21 protein-coding genes are annotated in these 18,900 nt (G+C 71.2%); 5 read left to right on the forward strand and 16 right to left on the reverse strand.

Features of this window, described 5'->3' with window-relative positions; all coding sequences use genetic code 11:
- Positions 1-7 precede the first annotated feature (7 nt).
- The 11 genes from DEFCA_RS19165 to DEFCA_RS0105225 form a co-directional block, all read right to left on the reverse strand.
- A complete protein-coding gene (locus DEFCA_RS19165) occupies positions 8-652 on the reverse strand; it encodes a SurA N-terminal domain-containing protein (protein ID WP_025321975.1) in 645 nt (214 codons plus the stop codon).
- Positions 610-1,620, reverse strand: coding sequence for an endolytic transglycosylase MltG (mltG, locus tag DEFCA_RS0105180; protein ID WP_025321976.1), 1,011 nt, complete (start codon positions 1,618-1,620; stop codon positions 610-612). Before mltG ends, DEFCA_RS19165 begins: the two co-directional genes overlap by 43 nt.
- Before the next feature lie 4 nt (positions 1,621-1,624).
- Positions 1,625-2,371 carry a succinate dehydrogenase iron-sulfur subunit gene (gene sdhB / locus DEFCA_RS0105185; protein ID WP_025321977.1) on the reverse strand — a complete coding sequence of 249 codons (747 nt, stop codon included), beginning with the start codon at positions 2,369-2,371 and terminating at the stop codon, positions 1,625-1,627.
- Positions 2,368-4,074, reverse strand: coding sequence for a succinate dehydrogenase flavoprotein subunit (gene sdhA, locus DEFCA_RS0105190; RefSeq protein WP_407919185.1), 1,707 nt, complete (start codon positions 4,072-4,074; stop codon positions 2,368-2,370). The genes sdhB and sdhA overlap by 4 nt, the downstream gene beginning before the upstream one ends.
- A 117-nt stretch (positions 4,075-4,191) precedes the next feature.
- Entirely contained in the window at positions 4,192-4,728 is a 537-nt protein-coding gene (locus DEFCA_RS0105195) for a hypothetical protein (protein WP_025321979.1), read from the reverse strand.
- A gap of 299 nt (positions 4,729-5,027) precedes the next feature.
- Positions 5,028-5,483: a hypothetical protein gene (locus DEFCA_RS0105200; RefSeq protein ID WP_025321980.1), complete on the reverse strand. Its 456-nt coding sequence runs from the start codon at positions 5,481-5,483 to the stop codon at positions 5,028-5,030.
- 68 nt (positions 5,484-5,551) lie between these two features.
- Positions 5,552-6,148, reverse strand: coding sequence for a cupin domain-containing protein (locus DEFCA_RS0105205; protein ID WP_025321981.1), 597 nt, complete (start codon positions 6,146-6,148; stop codon positions 5,552-5,554).
- A 20-nt stretch (positions 6,149-6,168) separates the two neighbouring features.
- Complete coding sequence (locus DEFCA_RS0105210; protein WP_025321982.1) at positions 6,169-6,711, reverse strand: 2-oxoacid:acceptor oxidoreductase family protein; 543 nt, start codon at positions 6,709-6,711, stop codon at positions 6,169-6,171.
- Positions 6,712-6,775: 64 nt separating this feature from the next.
- A complete protein-coding gene (locus tag DEFCA_RS0105215) occupies positions 6,776-7,528 on the reverse strand; it encodes a thiamine pyrophosphate-dependent enzyme (RefSeq protein WP_025321983.1) in 753 nt (250 codons plus the stop codon).
- Positions 7,525-8,601, reverse strand: a complete 1,077-nt coding sequence (locus DEFCA_RS0105220; protein ID WP_025321984.1) for a 3-methyl-2-oxobutanoate dehydrogenase subunit VorB — start codon at positions 8,599-8,601, stop codon at positions 7,525-7,527. Before DEFCA_RS0105220 ends, DEFCA_RS0105215 begins: the two co-directional genes overlap by 4 nt.
- Entirely contained in the window at positions 8,598-8,801 is a 204-nt protein-coding gene (locus DEFCA_RS0105225) for a 4Fe-4S binding protein (RefSeq protein ID WP_025321985.1), read from the reverse strand. Before DEFCA_RS0105225 ends, DEFCA_RS0105220 begins: the two co-directional genes overlap by 4 nt.
- 231 nt (positions 8,802-9,032) lie before the next feature.
- Between DEFCA_RS0105225 and DEFCA_RS0105230 the strand changes: the two genes are divergently transcribed.
- Positions 9,033-9,431 carry a hypothetical protein gene (locus DEFCA_RS0105230; RefSeq protein WP_025321986.1) on the forward strand — a complete coding sequence of 133 codons (399 nt, stop codon included), beginning with the start codon at positions 9,033-9,035 and terminating at the stop codon, positions 9,429-9,431.
- Positions 9,432-9,475: 44 nt separating this feature from the next.
- Here the strand turns inward: DEFCA_RS0105230 and DEFCA_RS0105235 are convergent, their stop codons facing one another.
- The 5 genes from DEFCA_RS0105235 to DEFCA_RS24030 form a co-directional block, all read right to left on the reverse strand.
- Entirely contained in the window at positions 9,476-10,279 is an 804-nt protein-coding gene (locus DEFCA_RS0105235) for a Clp1/GlmU family protein (protein WP_025321987.1), read from the reverse strand.
- Between the two features lie 302 nt (positions 10,280-10,581).
- A complete protein-coding gene (locus DEFCA_RS20315; RefSeq protein WP_025321988.1) occupies positions 10,582-11,214 on the reverse strand; it encodes a 2-oxoacid:acceptor oxidoreductase family protein in 633 nt (210 codons plus the stop codon).
- Entirely contained in the window at positions 11,211-13,112 is a 1,902-nt protein-coding gene (locus tag DEFCA_RS0105245) for a thiamine pyrophosphate-dependent enzyme (protein WP_025321989.1), read from the reverse strand. The genes DEFCA_RS20315 and DEFCA_RS0105245 overlap by 4 nt, the downstream gene beginning before the upstream one ends.
- On the reverse strand, positions 13,109-13,663 hold the full coding sequence (locus DEFCA_RS0105250; protein ID WP_025321990.1) for a hypothetical protein: 555 nt from the start codon (positions 13,661-13,663) through the stop codon (positions 13,109-13,111). Before DEFCA_RS0105250 ends, DEFCA_RS0105245 begins: the two co-directional genes overlap by 4 nt.
- Positions 13,660-14,304 (reverse strand): methylenetetrahydrofolate reductase C-terminal domain-containing protein, encoded by a 645-nt coding sequence (locus DEFCA_RS24030; RefSeq protein WP_025321991.1) that lies wholly within the window; start codon positions 14,302-14,304, stop codon positions 13,660-13,662. Before DEFCA_RS24030 ends, DEFCA_RS0105250 begins: the two co-directional genes overlap by 4 nt.
- 495 nt (positions 14,305-14,799) lie before the next feature.
- Between DEFCA_RS24030 and DEFCA_RS0105260 the strand changes: the two genes are divergently transcribed.
- The 4 genes from DEFCA_RS0105260 to DEFCA_RS0105275 all read left to right on the forward strand — a co-directional run bounded on the left by DEFCA_RS0105260 (position 14,800) and on the right by DEFCA_RS0105275 (position 18,875).
- Positions 14,800-16,188 carry a TrkH family potassium uptake protein gene (locus DEFCA_RS0105260; protein WP_025321992.1) on the forward strand — a complete coding sequence of 463 codons (1,389 nt, stop codon included), beginning with the start codon at positions 14,800-14,802 and terminating at the stop codon, positions 16,186-16,188.
- Positions 16,185-16,844, forward strand: a complete 660-nt coding sequence (locus DEFCA_RS0105265) for a potassium channel family protein (protein WP_245693435.1) — start codon at positions 16,185-16,187, stop codon at positions 16,842-16,844. The genes DEFCA_RS0105260 and DEFCA_RS0105265 overlap by 4 nt, the downstream gene beginning before the upstream one ends.
- Positions 16,845-16,846: 2 nt before the next feature.
- Complete coding sequence (locus tag DEFCA_RS0105270) at positions 16,847-17,521, forward strand: potassium channel family protein (RefSeq protein WP_025321994.1); 675 nt, start codon at positions 16,847-16,849, stop codon at positions 17,519-17,521.
- Positions 17,522-17,681: 160 nt separating this feature from the next.
- Positions 17,682-18,875, forward strand: coding sequence for an aminotransferase class I/II-fold pyridoxal phosphate-dependent enzyme (locus DEFCA_RS0105275; protein WP_025321995.1), 1,194 nt, complete (start codon positions 17,682-17,684; stop codon positions 18,873-18,875).
- The last annotated feature ends 25 nt before the right edge of the window (positions 18,876-18,900 follow it).

The following is an 18,900-nucleotide window of genomic DNA, read 5'->3' on the forward strand; positions in this document are numbered from 1 at the left end:
TCCGACCTCAGCCGCCCTTCTCCTCCGGAAGCGGCAGCAGCTCCACGCGCCCGGCCTTCACCTGCTCTCGTATCCATTCCTCCAGCTCCTTTCGGAACTTCCGTTCCAGGAGATACTCCCGGACCTCCCCCCGGAGGTCCAAGGGGCTCGAGCCCGACAGCCGTTCCCCGTTCTCCCGGATGAACCGCATCACATCGGTTAGGGGGACGAACGTGAGTTCCCTCCGGAACGCCAGGTACTTACGAGCCAATACCTCCTGACGTTCCCGAAGTCTGAGATGCTCCGGATCGAGCCCCAGAACCCGGCACAGCTCCGGGTTGGGCCGACCGCAGCGGGCGCTCAGGGCCCTCAGCTCGGCCTCGATCTCCTCGTCGGAGGCCTCCAGCCGCAGCCGCCGGGCCTCGGCCACGAACAGCCGGCGCCGGACCAGGGCGTCGCGCACGACCCTGGGCACCCGCTCCCCTTGGGGCCGGCCCTCCAGCCTCCGGATGGCCGCCTCCCGGCGGACCTCGCTCCAGGTCACGGCGTAGCCGTCCACCCGCCCCACCAGGGCGTCCACCAACGCGCCGGCGGCCGACCCGGCCGCCAGCCCCACGGCCAGGGCCGCGATCAGCGCCGCCCGCGTCCGCCCCCCTGGTACTGCCGCACCCATCGACGGTGCTCCTCGTAGGTGGTCGAAAAGACGTGGGTGCCGTCGTTCCGGCTGACGAAGTACAGGTACGGCACCCGGGCGGGCCGCACCACGGCCTCCAGGCTCGCCCGGCCGGGGTTGGCCACGGGCCCCGGTGGCAGCCCCCGCCGCACGTAGGTGTTGTAGGGGTGATCGGTCCTCAGGTGCTCGCGGGTCAGGTTGCCGTCGAACTCCGGGATGCCGTAGATCACCGTGGGGTCGCTCTCCAGGCGCATCCCCCGGGCCAGGCGGTTCCAGAACACGGCCGCCACGAGCGGCCGCTCCTCGGCCACCCCGGTCTCCTTCTCCACGATCGAGGCCAGGGTCACCCACTCCCGAAGCCCCAGCTCCCGGGCCCGGGCGAGGGGCTCGAGCTCCTCCACCACCTGCCGGAACCGCCCGACCAGGGCGTCCACCACGGACTCGGGGGCCAGGCCGGGGGCCATCTCGTAGGTGTCGGGGAAGAGGTAGCCTTCGAGGGTCGGGCCCGGCAGCCCCCACCGCCCGGCCGAGCCGGGCGCGTAGCACAGGGCCTCGAACCGGTCCGGGTCCGTGACTCCGGCCCGGCCGAGGATCCGGGCCATCTCCCGGGCGGTCAGCCCCTCGGGCAGCACGACCCGCACCAGCGCCACCCGGCCCGCCTCGACCGCGGCCAGCACCCCGGCCGCGGAGACGGGGCCCTCGAACCGGTACGTGCCCGCCTTCAGGCCGCGGGGGTCGCTCCACAGGGCCACGGCGGCCCGGGCCACCCAGGGGTGGGGGAACAGCCCCGCACCCGCCAGCACCCCGGCCACCTCCCGGGCCGTGGCCCCCCGGGGGACGGTGAGCTCGGCCGACCCCAGGGCTCGGGGCCGGGTCACCCCGGTGGCGAACCAAACGGCCGCCACCCATCCCAGACCGGCGGCCAGGGCGGCCGCGGTCCACCACCCCTGGCGGCGTGCCGCGGCCATGGCGTCAGCGCTGGAACCAGTTGCGCAGGAAGTACCAGGTGGTGTCGCCGTTGAGCTTGGCGATCGCCGTGGTGAGCGGGACCTCCTTGGGGCACACCTTGACGCAGTTCTGGGCGTTGCCGCACTCGGTGATCCCGCCGTCGCCCATGATCGCCTCGAGCCGCTCCTCGGCCAGCGACCGCCCGATCGGGGAGATGTTGAAGTACAGCGCCTGGGCCAGGGCGGCCGGGCCGATGAAGTTGGTGCGGCGGTTCACCTGGGGGCACGCCTCCATGCAGCACCCGCAGGTCATGCACCGGCTCAGGCGGTACCCGAACTGCCGGCGCTTCTCGGCCAGCCGAGGCCCGGGGCCTAGATCGTAGGTCCCGTCGATGGGCACCCAGCCCTTGATCCGCTTGAGGTTCTCGAACATGACCGTGCGGTCCACCATCAGGTCGCGGATCAGGGGGAACTTGGACAGGGGCTCCAGCACGATGGGCTGGGGCAGCTCGTCCACCAGGGCCGAGCAGGCCTGGCGGGCCCGGCCGTTGATCACCATGGTGCACGCCCCGCACACCTCCTCGAGGCAGTTGCAGTCCCACACCACCGGCGTGGTGGCCTTCCCCTGGGCGTCCACCGGGTTGCGCTGGATCTCCTGCAGGCAGGTGATCACGTTCATGTGGGGGTAGTGGGGGACCGCGAACTCCTCCCACCGGGAGGGCGCGTCGGGGCCGTCCTGGCGTCGGATCCGAAGCCGTACCGTGCGGCTCATCCCATGGTCTCCTTCTTGTCCACGTCGTACTTCCGAGGCCTCGGGGGGATGTACTGGATGTCCACGTCCTCGTAATCGATCCGGGGCCCGTCCGCGGTGTAGGCGGCCAAGGTGGTCTTCAGGAACCGCTCGTCGTCCCGGTCGGGGAACTCGGGCTTGTAGTGGGCGCCCCGGCTCTCGTCCCGCAGCCGGGCCCCGAGGGTGATCACGTGGGCCAGCTCGAGCATGTAGTAGAGCTGGCGCGCGAAGTGCAGGGACTGGTTGGCTCGGGCCCCGCTGTCGGGCGGCCGCAGGTTCGTCCACCGCTCCTTGAACTCGGCGATCCGCTCCAGGGTGGCGTCCAGCCGGTCGTTGTGGCGCACCACGGTCACGTTCTCGGTCATCACCTCGCCGAGCTCCCGGTGGAGCACGTAGGGGTTCTCGTCGCCGTCCATGGCTCGGATCCGGTCCAGGAACTCCCTCTGGCGGGTGGCCTCGAGCTCCCCGTGGCGGGCCGGGTCGGTGTCCGGGGCCTTGTCCAGGGCCCACTCCATGGCCTTCTGCCCGGCCACCTGGCCCCCGTAGATGCACGACAGGAGGCTGTTGGCCCCCAGCCGGTTCGCGCCGTGGTACTGGTACTCGCACTCACCGGCCGCGAACAGCCCCGGGATCGCGGTCATCTGGTCGTAGTCCACCCACAGCCCGCCCATGGAGTAGTGGACCGCGGGGAACACCTTCATGGGCACCTTGGCCGGGTCGTCCCCCATGAACTTCCGGTAGATCTCCAGGATGCCCCCGAGCTTCACCTCCAGCTCGTCGGCCGGGATGTGGGTCAGGTCGAGGTACACCTGGTTCTTCCCGTCCACGCCCAGGCCCTGGTTGACGCACACGTCGAAGATGGCCCGGCTGGCGATGTCGCGGGGCACCAGGTTGCCGTAGGCCGGGTACATCTCCTCGAGGAAGTACCACCGCTCGCCGTTGCGCGGCACCCACACCCGGCCCCCCTCGCCCCGGGCCGACTCGCTCATGAGCCGCAGCTTGTCCGGGCCGGGGATCGCGGTGGGGTGCACCTGGATGAACTCGCCGTTGGCGAACCGGGCGCCCTGGGTGTACACGCTGCCCGCGGCCGCTCCGGTGTTGATGACCGAGTTGGTGGACTTGCCAAAGATCATCCCCAGGCCCCCGGTGGCCAGGATCACGGCCCGGCCGGGGAACGCCCGCACCTCGCCCGAGACCAGGTCGGCCGCCACCACCCCTCGGCACACCCCGGCGTCGTCCACGATGGCCGACAGGAACTCCCACCCCTCGAACTTGGTGACCCGGCCGGCCGCCTCGTACCGCCGCACCTGCTCGTCCAGGGCGTACAGGAGCTGCTGGCCCGTGGTGGCCCCGGCGAACGCCGTGCGGTGGTACTTGGTGCCGCCGAACCGCCGGAAGTCCAGCAACCCCTCCGCGGTGCGGTTGAACATCACCCCCATTCGGTCGAACAGGTAGATGATGCCGGGGGCGGCCTCGCACATCCGCTTGACCGGGGTCTGGTTCGCCAGGAAGTCCCCGCCGTAGATCGTGTCGTCGAAGTGCTCCCAGGGGCTGTCGCCCTCGCCCTTGGTGTTCACCGCGGCGTTGATGCCGCCCTGGGCGCACACCGAGTGGGAGCGCCGCACGGGCACCAGGCTGAACAGGTCCACGTGGAAGTTCTGCTCGGCGATGCGCACGGCGGCCATGAGGCCCGCCAGACCGCCGCCCACCACGATCACGTTTTGCCTTTGCACGGTTTCTCGCCTCCTAGGCCGGCCCCGCCCGGGGGCGGCGGCCGGTGTGTGTCCGGGCCTCGGCCCGGGTCAGAACTCGGCCAGGGTCTGCAGCCCGTAGACCGCCAGGATCACGAACGCGGCAAAGCTCACCCCCACGAACACCCGCTGGCTGTGGGGCCCCACGGTGAAGCCCCAGTCGATGGCCGCGCCGAAGATGCCGTTGGCCAGGTGGTACACGGCCGACAGAAGCCCCGCGTACCACACCGCCATGTACCACCCGGCGTCCGCGAACGCCGCCCCGTTCATGGCCGCCACGTGGAGCACCAGGAACGGCACCAGGAACAGCCCGGTGACCCGCTGGCCGAAGTACATCCAGTTTCGGAGCTCGGGGTACCGGATGTTGTTGGGCTGGGACTCGTACGTGATGTAGAGCCCGTACAGGCTGTGGTACAGGAGCGGCAGATACAGGAACAGAACCCGCAGCACCGGGCTCTCGTAGGCCCCCTCGCCCCGCACGTGCAGGCACAGGAAGTACCCCAGGAACAAGAACCCGGTCAAACTGTGCAGCTTCCGCATCCAGAACTGGGTGGACGCGACCTTTCCACTCGCGGCTCCCACGGTCATGGCAACACTCCTGACTTCGGTCGTTGGTCGATTGGGCCTTCGGCCCGCTAGAAGACTAGAAGGCTAGAAGGCTGGGAAGCTAGGAGGCTTAAAACCTCATTGCTTTCCAAGTGTTCCAAGCATGGCCCAGCCTCTTTGGCGTCACCTCACGTCACCCGTCACGCCCCTCCCCGTTGAGAGACTTCTGGAAAACGGGTGTATTCTGTCGCCGATCCCCCACCCAACGCAAAAGGCGGGCCGCCCGGACCCGCCCGCGAAGACTACACCTTCGGTCGGTCTTTCTCAAGAATCGGCCGGGGTCAGAGCTCGGACTCCACCCCCGAGAGCGCCTTGGCCGCCCGGTCGACCCGCTCGGCCAACTCGGGGGGCAGGGTTTCGCGCAGGGCCCGCAGGTCCGCGCGGATCCGTCCGAGGGCGGCCCGGTTGCGCGCCCGGGTCTCGTCCGCCAGGGACGCCTCCACCCGGTCCAGCCGGGCCTGCAGGCCCGAGATCTGGCGCCGCATTCCCCACAGGGCCGTACCCCCGATCCACAGGAACACCAGCATCACGGCCACCAGGACCACGGCCAGGAGAAACGTGCGGTCCCGCTCGGGCTCGGCCCCCGGGCCCTGGGGCCCCTGGGCCGGCCGGGTCGCGGCCTCGGAAACGGCCTCGTCGTCCGCCGTGGCGGCGTCGATGCCGGCGGGCTCCTCCTCCGCCTGGGGGGGTTCGGGCGACGGCGCCGCGGCGGCGCCGGGTTGGGTGGGATCGGTCATGACTCGCCTCCGGGGTCCCGAAACGCGGCGATCCTACGGACGGGCCCCGGCGGTGTCAACCGGGAGCCTCACCCCTCCCCTTCCGATCGGCCGGGGGTCCAGATCACGGCCAGCACCCGGGCCGGCTCGTCCCCGTGGCAGGTGACCCGGTGGGGCAGGCTCGCGTCGTAGAGGATGGAGTCCCCGGGCTCCAGCACGTCGGTGTGGCCGGCCAGGTGCACCTCCATCCGGCCCTCGAGCACGAACAGGAACTCCTCGCCCTCGTGCACCGACGGCTTCGGGTGGGGCACCGTGGGCGGCTCGAGGGTGATCAGGAACGGCTCCACCCGCCGGTCCTTCTTGCCGAACCCCAGGGACTCGTAGGTGTACCCGTAGGACACCCCCTCCTTGGAGGCGAACCGGGACACCTGCCGCCGCTCCCCCCTCCGGACGATGGTGTAGGGCTCGCCCGGGCCCTCACCCCACAGGTCGCCCAGACGCACGCCCAGGGCCTGGGCGATCCGGCCCAGGGCGCCCAGGGGCGGGCTCACCAGATGGTTCTCGATCTGGTTCAGGAGGGCGGAGGTGTATCCGGTGCGGTCGGCCAGCTCCTGCAGCGTGACCCCGGCCCTCTCCCGCACCTGCCGGATCCGCTCGCCCACGGTGGTTTCGTTGACCTCGGCCATGGTCCCCTCCGGTTCGTCCCTCACGCCCCCGCCCGGCCGGCGCCGGCCTCCAGGGCCTTCTGGTTCAAGGGAATCAAGCGGTGCACCTTCTCCGGCAGGACCTCGGGCAGCACCTCGGCCACCGCCTCCACCGGGAGCACCCCGCTCGCGGCCACGTAGGCGCCCAGGGCCACCATGCTGGCGAGCCGCGGGTCTCCCAGCTCTGCGGCCACGTCGTTGCACGGCACCCGAACCACCCGCACGTCCTCCCGCTCCAGCACGCCGTCGGGCACGATGGAGGCGTTCACCACCACCACGCCGCCGGCCCGCACCCGGGGCCCGAACTTGACCAGGGACGGCTCGTTCATCGCCACCAAGCCCAGCGGCCGGGCCGTGACCGGGCTGCCGATCTCCCGGTCGGAGACGGTCACCGTGCAGTTGGCCGTGCCCCCCCGCATCTCCACCCCGTATGCCGGGAAGAAGGTGACCCGGTAGCCCTGCCGCAGGGCGCCCACGGCCAGAAGGTTGCCGATCATCAGGATTCCCTGCCCCCCGAACCCTGCCATGACGATATCGTGATGCATCGTTTTCACTCGTTCTGTGGCCCGCAGCGCGGGAGGACTCCCGCCGGGCGGGGTCCGAACCGGGTTACAGGGCGTCGGAGCCCTTGCGTTCCTTGTACACCCCCAGCGGGAAGTAGGGAATCATCTCCCGCTCGATCCGCCGCACCGCCTCCACGGGCTTCATGCCCCAGTTGGTCGGGCACGACGACAGGATCTCCACGAACCCCATCCCCTTCTCCTCCATCTGGGTCTCGAACGCCCGGAACACGGCCTTGCGGGCCTGGGCCAGCCGGGCCGGGGTGTCCACGGCCACCCGGGCCGCGAACCCCACGCCCTCGAGCTGGGCGAGCATCTCGGTCATCTTGATCGGGTAGCCGTCCTGGCCGAACTCCCGGCCGTAGGGGCTGGTGGTGGTGGGCTGGCCCAGGAGCGTGGTCGGCGCCATCTGGCCGCCGGTCATGCCGTAGACCGTGTTGTTCACGAACACCACCGTGAGGTTCTCGCCCCGGTTGGCCGCGTGGATGATCTCGGCCGTGCCGATGGCGGCCAGGTCGCCGTCGCCCTGGTAGATGAACACGAACTTGTCCGGGTTGGTGCGCTTGATGCCCGTGGCCACCGCCGGGGCGCGGCCGTGGGGCGACTCGACCACGTCGATGTCGAAGTAGTCGTACAGGAACACGCTGCACCCCACCGAGGCGGCCGCGATCGTGCGCTCCCGCACCTCGAACCGATCGATGGCCTCGGCCACCAGGCGGTGGATCACCCCGTGGTGGCACCCCGGGCAGAAGTGGAACGGCTTGTCCGTGAGGCTCTGGGGTCGAACGAACACGGGCTTCATGCCGCCTCCTCCCCGGCGGGCAGGCGCCGCACGATCTCGTCGTAGATGTCGTCGGGGCTCGGCAGGTACCCCGGCGGGTACCCGGCGAAGTGCACCGGCGCCCGGCCCTCCACGGCCAGGCGCACGTCCTCCACCATCTGGCCGGTGTTCAGCTCGACCGTGAGCAGCGGCACCCCCTGCTCGGCCACCCGCCGGATCGCCTCGTCCGGGAACGGCCACAGGGTGATGGGCCGCACGTACCCCACCCGCCGGCCCTCGTCGTTCAGGCGGTCCACCGCGCTTTTGGCGATGCGGGCGGCGGACCCGAACGCCACCACGGCCAGCTCGCACCCCTCGGGCAGCTCGGTCTGGACCCGGGTCTCCTCCCGACGGATCCGCTCGTACTTCTGGGCCAGCTTCCAGTTGTGCTCGGCCAGCTCGCCATCGCCCAGGTACAGCGACTTGATCCGCCGGCCCGGCCGCCCCGCGGCGCCGGTGGCGGCCCAGTCGTCCTTGGACGGCTCCGGGCTCTGGGGCACCCACTCCTCCAGCGGCTCCTTCATCATGCCGATCATGGCGTCCGCCAGCACCATCACCGGTGTGCGGTAGGTGTCGGCCAGGTCGAAGGCGAGCACGGTGAGGTCGTACATCTCCTGCACCGACGCCGGGGCCAGGACGATCACCCGGTAGTCCCCGTGCCCCCCCCCGCGGGTGGCCTGGAAGTAGTCGCCCTGGCTCGGGGCGATGCCGCCCAGGCCCGGGCCGGAGCGCTGCACGTTCACGATCACCCCGGGTACCTCGCTGCCGGCCATGTAGCTGATGCCCTCCTGCTTCAGGCTGATGCCGGGGCTGGAGGAGCTGGTCATGGCCCGCTTGCCGGTGGCGCCGGCGCCCAGCAGCATGTTGATGGAGGCCACCTCGCTCTCGGCCTGCACGAACTGGCCGCCGACCCGCGGCAGCACCCCGCTCAGGTACTCGGGGATGTCGCTCTGGGGGGTGATGGGGTACCCGAAGTAGTACCGGCACCCGGCCGCCACCGCCGCCTTGGCCAGGGCCACGTTCCCCTTTTCGAAGGTCACCTTGCTGTCGCTCATTTCCAGACCTCGATCACCACCTCGGGGCACATCCGGGCGCAGATCGCGCACCCGGTGCACGCCTCGGGGTCCCGGAGCCCCACCGGCCGATATCCCAAAGGATTCAGGCGGTCGGTGATCTCCAGGCAGTCCTTGGGGCAGAACTCCACACAGATGCTGCAACCCTTGCAGCGGTCGTCCCGGATCACCAGTTTCGGCATACCACTCCTCCGTCCGATGGAGCCGCGGACCTTACCAGCGGCCCCGCCGGGGTGTCAATCGTCCCAACCGCCCGCCGCACCAGCGTTTCTTGCGGCCACAATCGGTTTGACTCTCACAAAATCGCAAAAACCTCGCCCTCCCCCTTCCCAAAACCGGAAACCGGGCTAAACTATGAGACAAACTTCGTTTTACATCATCCGAACCGTGATGGAACGGAAAGGAGGAGCGAGATGGCCACGGCAGCCAACAAGAGAGGACCCAGGATCCGAGCCCCCATGCCCGTGCTGCTGCGACTGCGGGGGCTGGCCCCGGAACTGGCGCGGTTCGTGAGCGAGGCCGGGGAAGAGGTGGAAGCGGTGCCCTGCGGCAGCGGGGTGTGCGCCCTGGTGGGATCGCCCCCCGATCGCTTCCGGATCGTGTGGATCGACGGGAAGGGCCGTCGGTGCCTGGACGACGAGCTCCCGGCCGAGCAGCTCGAGCAGATCCGCGACCGGATCCGCGAGGCGTACTTCCACACCCCGTGGGACACCCGCTACCTGAGCGAGGCCGGGAACCGCACGTTCCTGGTGGCGGTGTCCGACGATCTGGCCGACGCGATCCGGGACGCCTGCGGCGGCGCGATCGCCTGACGCTCGGTCCTCCGGTCGAAGCGAAAACGGGGGAGGGGGGACGGCTACCCCTCCCGTCCGCTTTCGGGATCCACCTTGAGCGCCCCCAACCGAACCGCGCACACCCGGCCGAGGTCCACGGGGCTGTGAACCGCCCGGCGTTCCCCCCACCGGGCCACCACCCCCAGGCCGAGGCAGAACCCATCCCCGTCCAGCAGCCCCACCAGCCGCCCCCGTGCGACGGCCCCCATGCCGTACACCGGCGTCTCCCGGGGCAGGAGCACCTCCCGCCCCCCGGCCAGATGTTCCCGAAACCGCTGGGCACGGGCGGCGGCTCGCTCTTCGAAGCTGCGGCGCCGCACCCCCGAACCCGGGGGGATCCGAACCACCTCGAACCGGGGGTCCCCCTCCATGGGCCCCAGGATCGGCTCCAGCTCGCCGTCCACCTCCAGCCCCACCACCGCGCAAGGGGCCAGGGCCTCGGCCTTCCAGATCTTGAGCGCCACGCCCCCTTCGGAAGGCGCCACGAGCCCCGTGGTGTCCACCACCACCCGGCCGCACCCCTCCTCCCGGGCCCGGGCCGCCAGCCGCAGCACCCCGACCACGCAGGGCAGCATGTGGGCCCGCGGGGAGGTGCTCCCCACAAACCACCGGGCCACCACCTGGGGGTCCCGGCCCGGCCGGCAGACGGCCACGGACTGGACCGCAGGGGGCCCGAGCACCCCCTGGCCCACGTCCGCGTCCACCCACCCCACGGTCTCTCCCCGGGACGTCCAGCGCTCGATCAGGGTCCGGACCCAGGTGGTCTTCCCCCGGTCGGTCCGGCCCACCACCAGGACGGTGGAGGCGTCCACGGCCCTTTCCGTCATGGCAACTTCGGTCGTCGGTCGTCGGTCTGGGGCCTTCGGCCCGCTGGGCGGCTAGGCGGCCAGGCGGCTCTCGAACCGCGCCAAAGCTCGGGGGGCATGGGGTCTGCTGGAGCGCCGGGCGCGGCCCCTTCGCTCGCCGCGCAGCGCCTCCAACGCCCGCACCGTGAATTCGTTCGTGCCCCGCCGAACTGCCATGAAGTCACCGCCGGTGCCCCGTGCCTGCGCGGCGAATCTCATGCCCGGCTTCGCGCGCGGCCGGAAGCAGGCCCCATGCCCGCACCATGGCAATACTCCTAACACGGTCAGCAAAAGGGCTTTCCGGCGAGCTCCCGGCCCAGGGCGAAGGCCTCTCGGTTGGCGTCGAACCCGGGCAGCCGCTCCCGAACGGTCTCGAGCAGGGCCTCGTCCGGCACCGGCAGTTGGCCCAGGGCCGAGGCGAGCCCCAACGCGATCACGTTCACCTGCCGAAGCGACCCGAACCGCTCCCGGGACGCGGCCTCCATCCCCACCAGGCACACCCGGGGGGTCACCTCGGCGATCCAGTCGCGGATCCGCTCCACCGGTGGGTACTCGGCGCTCCCCAGCCGCACCGCCGTGGGCGTGCGGGGCGCGACCTCGCTGATGACCACCGTGTCCGGGTTCATGAGCGCCAGGCTCCGGGCCGCTTCCAGGGGCTCCAGGGCGATCACCATGTGGGCCCCGCCCCGGGGGATCAGGCCCGAGAACGCCTGCCTGCGGGGGTTCTCCGCCTCCTCCGGCTCCAGGGTCCGGTAGCGCACGTGGGAGGTGACCCGCCCCTCCCGCTGGGCCCCGCCCCGGCGCTCGGCGCCCGTGACCTCCACCCCGGCCCGGATCGCGGCCAGCTTGAGCAGGGTGCCCAGGGTGATCACCCCCTGGCCCCCGATGCCGGCGATCAGGATGTCGTAGCGCCTCATGCCGCCCTCCCCCGTCGCACCCGGGTCCGGGTGATGGCCGAGTTGGGACAGATTTCCTCGCACACCCCGCACCGCTGGCACAGCCCCGGGTCGATCACATACACCGGCCCTTCGGCCCCCTCGTCCTCGCGGATCGCGGGGCAGGCCAGCTCCCGGTAGCATCGGTGACACCGTTGGCACCGTTCGGGGTCCAGGTCCACCCACTCCTCCTGGAGCGGCGGAGCGGCCTTCCCGCGCCGCTCGGACTGCAGGGCGCACTCGCCCTCCACCACGATCACCCGCACGCCCGAGCCGGCCAGGGCCTCCCGGAGCAGCACCTCCAGGGGGCGCACGCGGAAGGCGTCGGCCCGGCGGACCCACTCCACCCCCAGGCTCCGGACGAACCCCACCAGGTCCACCGCCTTGCGGGGCGTCCCGTCCACCAGCCGGTCGGTGGTGGGGCTCGGCTGGTGGCCGGTCATGGCCACCCACCGGTTGTCCAGGATCAGCAGCACCAGGTCGGCGCCGTTCTGGATCGCGTTGAGCAGGGTGGGCACGCCGGAGTGGAAGAACGTGGAGTCCCCCACCAGGGCCACCACCGGCTCGTCCGAGACCTGGGCAATGGCCTGGCCGCTGCCGGCGCCGCAGTTCATGCAGGTCACCCAGTCCGACACCCGAAACGGGGGCAGCACCGACAGGGTGTAGCAGCCGATGTCCCCGGCGAACACGGTGTCGGGCCCGGCCGCCCGGCGCAGGGCGAAGTTGGTGGCCCGGTGGGGGCATCCCGGGCAGAACGCCCCCTGCCGGGGGGGCATCTCGGCCCGGTGCCGCGCCAGGGCCTCGGCGCCCCGGCGCCGGCCGTGGGGCAGCCGGCCGCCCAGGGCCTCGGCCAGGGCGTCGGTCACCCGGTCCACGTCCACCTCGCCGGTGGCTGGGAACAGCTCCTTGCCCACGATGGGGGTGCGCACCCCGGCGTCGTAGGCCCAGCGCTTGGCCTGGAACTCCAGGAACCCCTCCAGCTCCTCCACGAAAACGGCCCGGTCCAACCCCTCGAGGAACCGGATCACCAGCCGGGGGTCCAGGGGGTAGCTCATGCCCACCTTGAGCACCGGCACGTCGTCCAGGCCCAGGATCTCCAGGGCCTCCATCGTGTAGGCGAACAGCAGGCCCGAGCACACGATCCCCACCCGCCTCCGGCCCGGGATCACCCGGTTCAGGCCCAGCCGGCCGGCGTCGGCCCGAAGCCGCTCCACATTGGCCAGGCACCGGCCGTGGTTCTGCACCGCGAAGTCGAACAGGTTCAGGTACCGCTCGGGGTTTCGCTCGAACCGGCCCCGGTACGTCACCCGCTCCGGCAGCGGGCCCAGCCGCAGGGTGCCGATGTTGTGGCACAGCTTGGAGGGGGCGTTCACCACGAACGGCAGGTCGTAGGTCTCCGACAGTTCGAAGGCCTGCCGGGTCATCTCCTTGGCCTCCTGGATGTCGGCCGGCTCCAGCACGGGCAGGTGGGTGTGCAGGCTGTACCACCGATCGTCCTGCTCGCCGGTGGAGCTGGTGGCCCCCGGATCCGACCCCAGCACCACCACCATGCCGGCCCGGACCCCGGTGTACCCGGCGAAGTGGAACGGCTCGGCCGCCACGTTCATGCCCACGTGCTTCATGGCCACCATGGAGCGCACCCCGGCCCAAGAGGCGCCCAGGGCGCCCAGGGCGGCCACGTGCTCGTTGGTGCTGATCTCGGCGTACAGGCCGGGGAACTCCTCGCGCAGGCCCTGGAGCACCGTGCCCACCTCGCTGGCCGGGGTGCCCGGGTAGGTGGAGAAGTAGCCCAGGCCCGCCTCGATGCCCCCCCGGGCCAGGGCCTCGTTGCCCATGGCCAGCACGGCCCGGCCGCTCTCGGCAGACGCCAGGGGGTTCACGGCGACGCCTCCAGGGGCACCAGGTCCCCGCCGGGCCCCCGGCGCACCAGGGTGAGGCCCGGGATCGGCTCGGGCGGCTCGGCCCCCGCGGGCACGATCCACCGGCTGACCCCGGCCCCGGCCAGGGTCGCGGCCCGGGCCCGCTCGGCCGGGGTGGTGAGCCGACCCGATGCCCAGAGCTCCAGCCCGACCCCGGCCTCCCGGAGCACCCCGGCCAGCACGGCGGGGTCCAGCTCGTACACCGCCGCCGCCTCCCCCGGCCCCGGGGATCCGGTCAGGAGCCACAGCCCCCGGCACCCCAGGGCCTCGGCGCCCCTGGCCTCGGCCACCAGGGCCGTGCGGTTGCGGTCCCGGCACACCAGGGGCACCACCACGGGTCGGTCCGGGGTCTCCGACCGCACCCGGGCCGCCAGGGCGAGGGCATGCACCCCCTCCGCCGGATCCCCAAGCACCACCCCGACCCCCGGGGCCAGCTCCCGGAGTCCGGCGCACACCCGGTCCACTCCCTCGGGCCCGACCCGACCCACCAACACCCAGGATGCCGCGCTCATCTCGTCCTCCGTCCCGTGGACCGGGGCCGGCGCACCGGGGGGGCGGGCGGCCGCACCGTCCCGAACGCCTCGGCTCGGCCCAACGCCTCCAGCCGCTCCCAGATCCGCTCCCACACACACTCCAGGCCGGGCTCGGCCTCGCAGGCGCCCGCGTTGGCCTCTTCACACGGCCCGTTGCGCAGGCCCTTGGGGCAGCCCGTCACCGGGCAGATCCCGGCGGTCTCGTTGAGCACGCACGCTCCGCACAGGGCGCACTGCTCGTGGAACACCCCCACCCGCTCCACGGTGCCCACGAAGTGGGCGTCGAGCCCGGCCACCACCGGCTTGCCCACCAGCTCGGCCACCGCCTGCACGCCCCCACCGCAGGTGAGGCACACCACCCCGTCGGCCGCCTCCAGCTCCCGGGCCACCCGCTTCAGGTCCCGGCGGGTGAGCCTGCGGTCGCAGGGCGACGGCAGGTCGACCCGGGCCAGCACCTCGAATCCCTCGTCCTGCATCCGTTCGGCCAGTTCGTCCACCTGGGACGAGCCGCCCGTCTGGCACACGGCCGCGCAGTCCGCGCAGCCCATCACCACCCACCGCTTCCCGTCCCCCAGGGCGAACCGGACCTCGTCCCAGGGCTTCGGCGTCGTCACGACCATCTGGAAAGAACCTCCTCTCATGGAAGCTAGGAGGCTAGGATGCCAAAGAACCTCTTTCATCTCCTAGCGTTCCGTTCCGCAAAAAAGCATATCCTTTGCGGCGGTGGGGCTGGGGGCTCCGACGAAGCGCGACGGCCGAGCCGCCCGGCGCGAGCGGTGCGGCCGCGGCGCGAGCGCTGACGCGCTGCAGCGGACCGCGCCGGGGCGGCCCCTGCGAGGCCGTTCAGCGAAGGGGGGGCCCCAGCCCAACCCCCTCGGGGAATGCGCGAACTTGCGAGCCATGACCCCAGCGGGCCGAAAGCCCCCGACCGACGACTGACGACCGTGGCCCGAAGTTGCGGTAATAGCATCCGGCCCGGGAACCGGTCAACGCGCGGCCGGCGCCCTCCCCGGCCCTCGATTCCTTGACTCGGCGGACCAGGGGCGTAGAATGGCGCCGTTTTTTGGCCCGGCCCCTCCAGTTTCCCCATCTTCACCGACGGATCGAACGACCCCGTGCGACTCTCCTCCGTCTCCCCTGCCGCCGTTCTGGAGCGGATCCTCCACCCGGCCCAGGTGCTGGCGCTGTCCTTCGGCGCGGCCATCCTGGTGGGTGCCGGCCTGCTGATGACCCCCTGGGCCTCCACCGGAACCCCGCTGGGCTTTGTGGACGCCCTGTTCACGGCCACCTCGGCCACCTGCGTCACGGGATTGGTGGTGGTGGACACGGGCACGGCCCTGACCCGGTTCGGCCAGGGGGTGGTGCTGACCCTCATCCAGCTCGGCGGGCTGGGAATCATGACCTACTCGAGCGTGTTCCTCCTGCTGGCCGGCCGGGGCCTGTCGTTCCGGGGCGAGGCCCTGGTGGAGGAGACCCTGGGCCAGAAGCACCGCACCTCGCCCCACCGGCTCGTGCGCGACGTGTTCCGGTTCACCCTGATCATCGAGGCCGTGGGCGCGGCGGTGCTGTACACGGTGTTCTCCCGGTCCCAGCCCTGGGACGAGGCCCTGTACTCGGCCGTGTTCCACAGCGTGTCCGCGTTCTGCAACGCCGGGTTCTCCCTGTACGCAACCAGCTTCACGGCGTACCGGGGCGACTGGGTGCTGAACCTCACCATCATGGCCCTGATCACCCTAGGGGGACTGGGGTTCCTGGTGCTGGAAGACCTGGCCGACGCGTGGAAGGACCGCCGGGCCGGCCGGCCGGCCCGGCTGGGGCTCCACACCAAGGTGGTTCTGGCCACCTCCGCGGTCCTCACGTTCGGCGGAGCCGCCGGAGTGTGGTTCTTCGAGGCCCCGAACACCCTGGCCGGCCTCCCCTGGCAGGACCAGGTGCTGGCCAGCCTGTTCCAGTCGGTCACGGCCCGCACGGCCGGGTTCAACACCCTGGACTACGGGGCCCTCACCAACACCACGTTGTTTCTCACGATCCTCCTCATGTTCGTGGGGGCCAGCCCGGGGTCGTGCGGCGGCGGGATCAAGACCACCACCTTCGCGGTGGTGGTGGGGCTGTTCCGGGACCGGCTGCGGGCCCGGGAGCGGGTGAGCCTGTACCGCCGCACCCTGCCCGAGGCCACCGTGGCCCGGGCGGTGTCCCTGCTGATGGCATCGTTCACGTTCGTCACCTTGGTGGTGTTCGCGCTGCTGGTCACCGAGATCGGCCCGGTGCCCCACCGGGCGGGCGGGGGAAGGTTCCTGGAGATCTTCTTCGAGGCGGTCAGCGCGTTCGGCACCGTGGGGCTCTCCACGGGAATCACCTCCTCGGTGTCCACGGCCGGCCGGCTCCTGCTGACCCTGACTATGTTCGTGGGCCGGGTGGGCCCGCTGACCCTGGCCATCGCCGTGGGCCGGAAGCGGGAGCCGGGCCGGTTCCTGTACGCAGAAGAGAACCTGATGGTGGGATGATGGCCAAACGATTCGCCGTGATCGGTCTGGGGAACTTCGGCATGGCCCTGGCCGCCGAGCTGGCCGCCCTGGGTGGGCGCGTGCTGGCCGTGGACGTGAACGCCGAGCGGGCCCGCGAGGCCCAGGCCTTCGTGGATCAGGCCGTGGTCACCGACGCCACCGAGATCACGAACCTCAAGGCCGTGGGCCTGGCGGAGACCGATGTGGCCACCGTGAGCCTGGGCGGCCGCATGGAGGCCTCGATCCTGGTGGTGCTCCACCTGACCCGGCTCGGGGTGCCCGAGATCGTGGCCAAGGCCCTCACCGAGGACCACGGCGAGATCCTCCGGCGGGTGGGCGCGACCCGGGTGGTGTTCCCGGAGAAGGAGATGGCCCACCGGGTGGCCGAGCGGGTCAGCTCGCGCAACGTGCTGGACTACCTGTCCCTGGCGTCCGGGTTCGGGGTGCTGGAGCTGGCCCCGCCCCAGGAGATGGTGGGGAAGAGCCTGTCGGAGCTGGACCTCACCCGCCGGTTCGGGGTCCAGGTGGTGGCGGTGAAGGAGCTGGTGCCGGAGCGGATCCACATCACCCCGCCCCCGGACCGGGTGGTGAAGGACAGCGACATCCTGGTCGTGTACGGCCCCAGGGAGGCCGTGCGCAAGCTCAAGGAAGCCTGATCATGGAACGCCGGCGATTCGCGGTGATCGGCCTGGGTAGCTTCGGCTTCCACCTGGCCCGGTACCTGTACGAGATGGGCCACGACGTGCTGGCCGTGGACCGCAACGCCCGGGCCGTGGACGCGGTGGAGCCGTTCTGCTCGCGGGCCCGGGTGGCCGACGCCTCCGACAAGGAGGACCTGGAGGCGGCAGGGGTGCACAACGCCGAGGTGGCCGTGGTGAGCCTGGGCACCCGGATCGACTCCTCGATCCTGGCCACCCTGTACCTGAGGGAGTTCGGGGTCGGCGAGATCCTGGTGAAGGCGGTGTCCCACGATCACGCACGGATCCTAGAACGCATCGGGGCCACCGAGGTGATCCAGCCCGAGCGGGACATGGCCGTGCAGGTGGCCCAGCGCCTGGCCGAGCCCGACGTGCTGGACCGCCTGCCGTTCCTCGAGGGCTACGTGCTTGTGGAGATCCGGGCCCCCAAGGGCCTGTGGGGCCGCACCCTGGCCGAGTCCCACCTGAGACGCAGGTGGGGTCTGTCGGTGGTGCAGGTGCGGCGGTGGGAAGCCGGAAAGGAGCAGGCCCTGTTCGCCAGCCCCGACCTGGAGCTGCGCCAGGGCGACGTGCTGGTGGTGCTGGCCAAGCCCGAGGACGTGGAGCGGTTCCGAAAGGACCACCCGGGCCACTGAGCCGGTAGCAACTTCGGTCGACGGTCAACGGTCGTCGGTCTGGGGCCTCCGGCCCGCTGGGCGGCTAGGCAGCTAGGCGGCCGGGCCGCGTTGACCCCCTCTTCGGCCATCGAGTAGCATACGAGTCCGGCCGAAATCCGGGCGGGGAGGAGGTTTTCCCATGTGGGTCGACGAGTCGGTGTTCCACCGGATCCAGCGTCTGCCGCCCTACGTGTTCAAGGTGGTGGACGACCTCAAGATGGAGGCGCGCCGGCGGGGCGAGGACATCATCGACCTGGGCATGGGCAACCCCGACCGCCCCACCCCGGCCCACATCGTGGACAAGCTGGTCGAGGCGGCCCAGAAGCCGAAGAATCACCGTTACAGCGTGTCGCGGGGCATCTACAAGCTCCGGCTCGCCATGGCCAAGTGGTACGAGCGGCGCTACGGCGTGGCCCTCGACCCCGAGAGCGAGGTGTGCGTGACCCTGGGGGCCAAGGAGGGGCTGGCCCACCTGGTCATGGCGATCCTCGGCTCGGGGGACGTGGCGTTCGTGCCGAACCCCACCTACCCGATCCACTCGTACTCGGTGGTCCTGGCCGACGGGGACCTGCGCGCCATCGAGCTGGGCGAAGGCGGCGACGAGTTCCTGGGGCGGCTCGAACGGGAGATGAAGACCGTCTGGCCCCGGCCCAAGCTGCTGATCCTGAACTTTCCCCAGAACCCCACGACCCAGATCGCGGATCTGGGGTTCTTCGAGAAGGTGGTGGGGTTCTGTCGGGAGAACCGGATCCTGCTGATCCACGACCTGGCGTACGCCGACATCTGCTTCAACGGGTACCGGGCCCCCAGCATCCTGGAGGTGCCGGGCGCCAAGGACCTGGCGGTCGAGTTCGTGAGCCTGTCGAAGAGCTACAACATGGCCGGGTGGCGGGTGGGGTTCTGCGTGGGCAACCCCGCCATGATCCACGCCCTCACCCGGATCAAATCGTACCTGGACTACGGCATGTTCCAACCGGTGCAGATCGCCTCGGTGATCGCCCTGGAGACCCCGGACGAGGTGGTGCAGGAGATCGCCGAGGTGTACCGCGTCCGGCGGGACAAGCTGGTGGAAGGGCTCGGCCGCGCGGGCTGGCCCGTGGAGAAGCCCAAGGCCACCATGTTCGTATGGGCCCCGATCCCGGAGCCGTTCCGGGGTATGGGCAGCCTGGAGTTCGCCAAGCTGCTCCTGCGGGAGGCCAAGGTGGCGGTGAGCCCGGGGATCGGGTTCGGCCAGTTCGGCGACGACCACGTGCGGTTCGCCCTGGTGGAGAACGAGCACCGGATCCACCAGGCCGTGGCGGGCATCCGGGGGATGATGCGCCGCCTGGCCTGAGCGCGCCTCTTTCACGACGAACGTC

This window comes from Deferrisoma camini S3R1 (assembly GCF_000526155.1).
In the GTDB taxonomy this organism is placed as follows: domain Bacteria; phylum Desulfobacterota; class Deferrisomatia; order Deferrisomatales; family Deferrisomataceae; genus Deferrisoma; species Deferrisoma camini.

What these genes read in the sequence shown, in the direction of transcription:
- DEFCA_RS19165 (WP_025321975.1), bottom strand. Translation starts at nt 652, where the DNA reads ATGGGTGCGGCAGTACCAGGGGGGCGGACGCGGGCGGCGCTGATCGCG.
- mltG (WP_025321976.1), bottom strand. Translation starts at nt 1,620, where the DNA reads ATGGCCGCGGCACGCCGCCAGGGGTGGTGGACCGCGGCCGCCCTGGCC.
- sdhB (WP_025321977.1), bottom strand. Translation starts at nt 2,371, where the DNA reads ATGAGCCGCACGGTACGGCTTCGGATCCGACGCCAGGACGGCCCCGAC.
- sdhA (WP_407919185.1), bottom strand. Translation starts at nt 4,074, where the DNA reads ATGGCCGCCGTGCGCATCGCCGAGCAGAACTTCCACGTGGACCTGTTC.
- DEFCA_RS0105195 (WP_025321979.1), bottom strand. Translation starts at nt 4,728, where the DNA reads ATGACCGTGGGAGCCGCGAGTGGAAAGGTCGCGTCCACCCAGTTCTGG.
- DEFCA_RS0105200 (WP_025321980.1), bottom strand. Translation starts at nt 5,483, where the DNA reads ATGACCGATCCCACCCAACCCGGCGCCGCCGCGGCGCCGTCGCCCGAA.
- DEFCA_RS0105205 (WP_025321981.1), bottom strand. Translation starts at nt 6,148, where the DNA reads ATGGCCGAGGTCAACGAAACCACCGTGGGCGAGCGGATCCGGCAGGTG.
- DEFCA_RS0105210 (WP_025321982.1), bottom strand. Translation starts at nt 6,711, where the DNA reads ATGCATCACGATATCGTCATGGCAGGGTTCGGGGGGCAGGGAATCCTG.
- DEFCA_RS0105215 (WP_025321983.1), bottom strand. Translation starts at nt 7,528, where the DNA reads ATGAAGCCCGTGTTCGTTCGACCCCAGAGCCTCACGGACAAGCCGTTC.
- DEFCA_RS0105220 (WP_025321984.1), bottom strand. Translation starts at nt 8,601, where the DNA reads ATGAGCGACAGCAAGGTGACCTTCGAAAAGGGGAACGTGGCCCTGGCC.
- DEFCA_RS0105225 (WP_025321985.1), bottom strand. Translation starts at nt 8,801, where the DNA reads ATGCCGAAACTGGTGATCCGGGACGACCGCTGCAAGGGTTGCAGCATC.
- DEFCA_RS0105230 (WP_025321986.1), top strand. Translation starts at nt 9,033, where the DNA reads ATGGCCACGGCAGCCAACAAGAGAGGACCCAGGATCCGAGCCCCCATG.
- DEFCA_RS0105235 (WP_025321987.1), bottom strand. Translation starts at nt 10,279, where the DNA reads ATGACGGAAAGGGCCGTGGACGCCTCCACCGTCCTGGTGGTGGGCCGG.
- DEFCA_RS20315 (WP_025321988.1), bottom strand. Translation starts at nt 11,214, where the DNA reads ATGAGGCGCTACGACATCCTGATCGCCGGCATCGGGGGCCAGGGGGTG.
- DEFCA_RS0105250 (WP_025321990.1), bottom strand. Translation starts at nt 13,663, where the DNA reads ATGAGCGCGGCATCCTGGGTGTTGGTGGGTCGGGTCGGGCCCGAGGGA.
- DEFCA_RS24030 (WP_025321991.1), bottom strand. Translation starts at nt 14,304, where the DNA reads ATGGTCGTGACGACGCCGAAGCCCTGGGACGAGGTCCGGTTCGCCCTG.
- DEFCA_RS0105265 (WP_245693435.1), top strand. Translation starts at nt 16,185, where the DNA reads ATGATGGCCAAACGATTCGCCGTGATCGGTCTGGGGAACTTCGGCATG.
- DEFCA_RS0105270 (WP_025321994.1), top strand. Translation starts at nt 16,847, where the DNA reads ATGGAACGCCGGCGATTCGCGGTGATCGGCCTGGGTAGCTTCGGCTTC.
- DEFCA_RS0105275 (WP_025321995.1), top strand. Translation starts at nt 17,682, where the DNA reads ATGTGGGTCGACGAGTCGGTGTTCCACCGGATCCAGCGTCTGCCGCCC.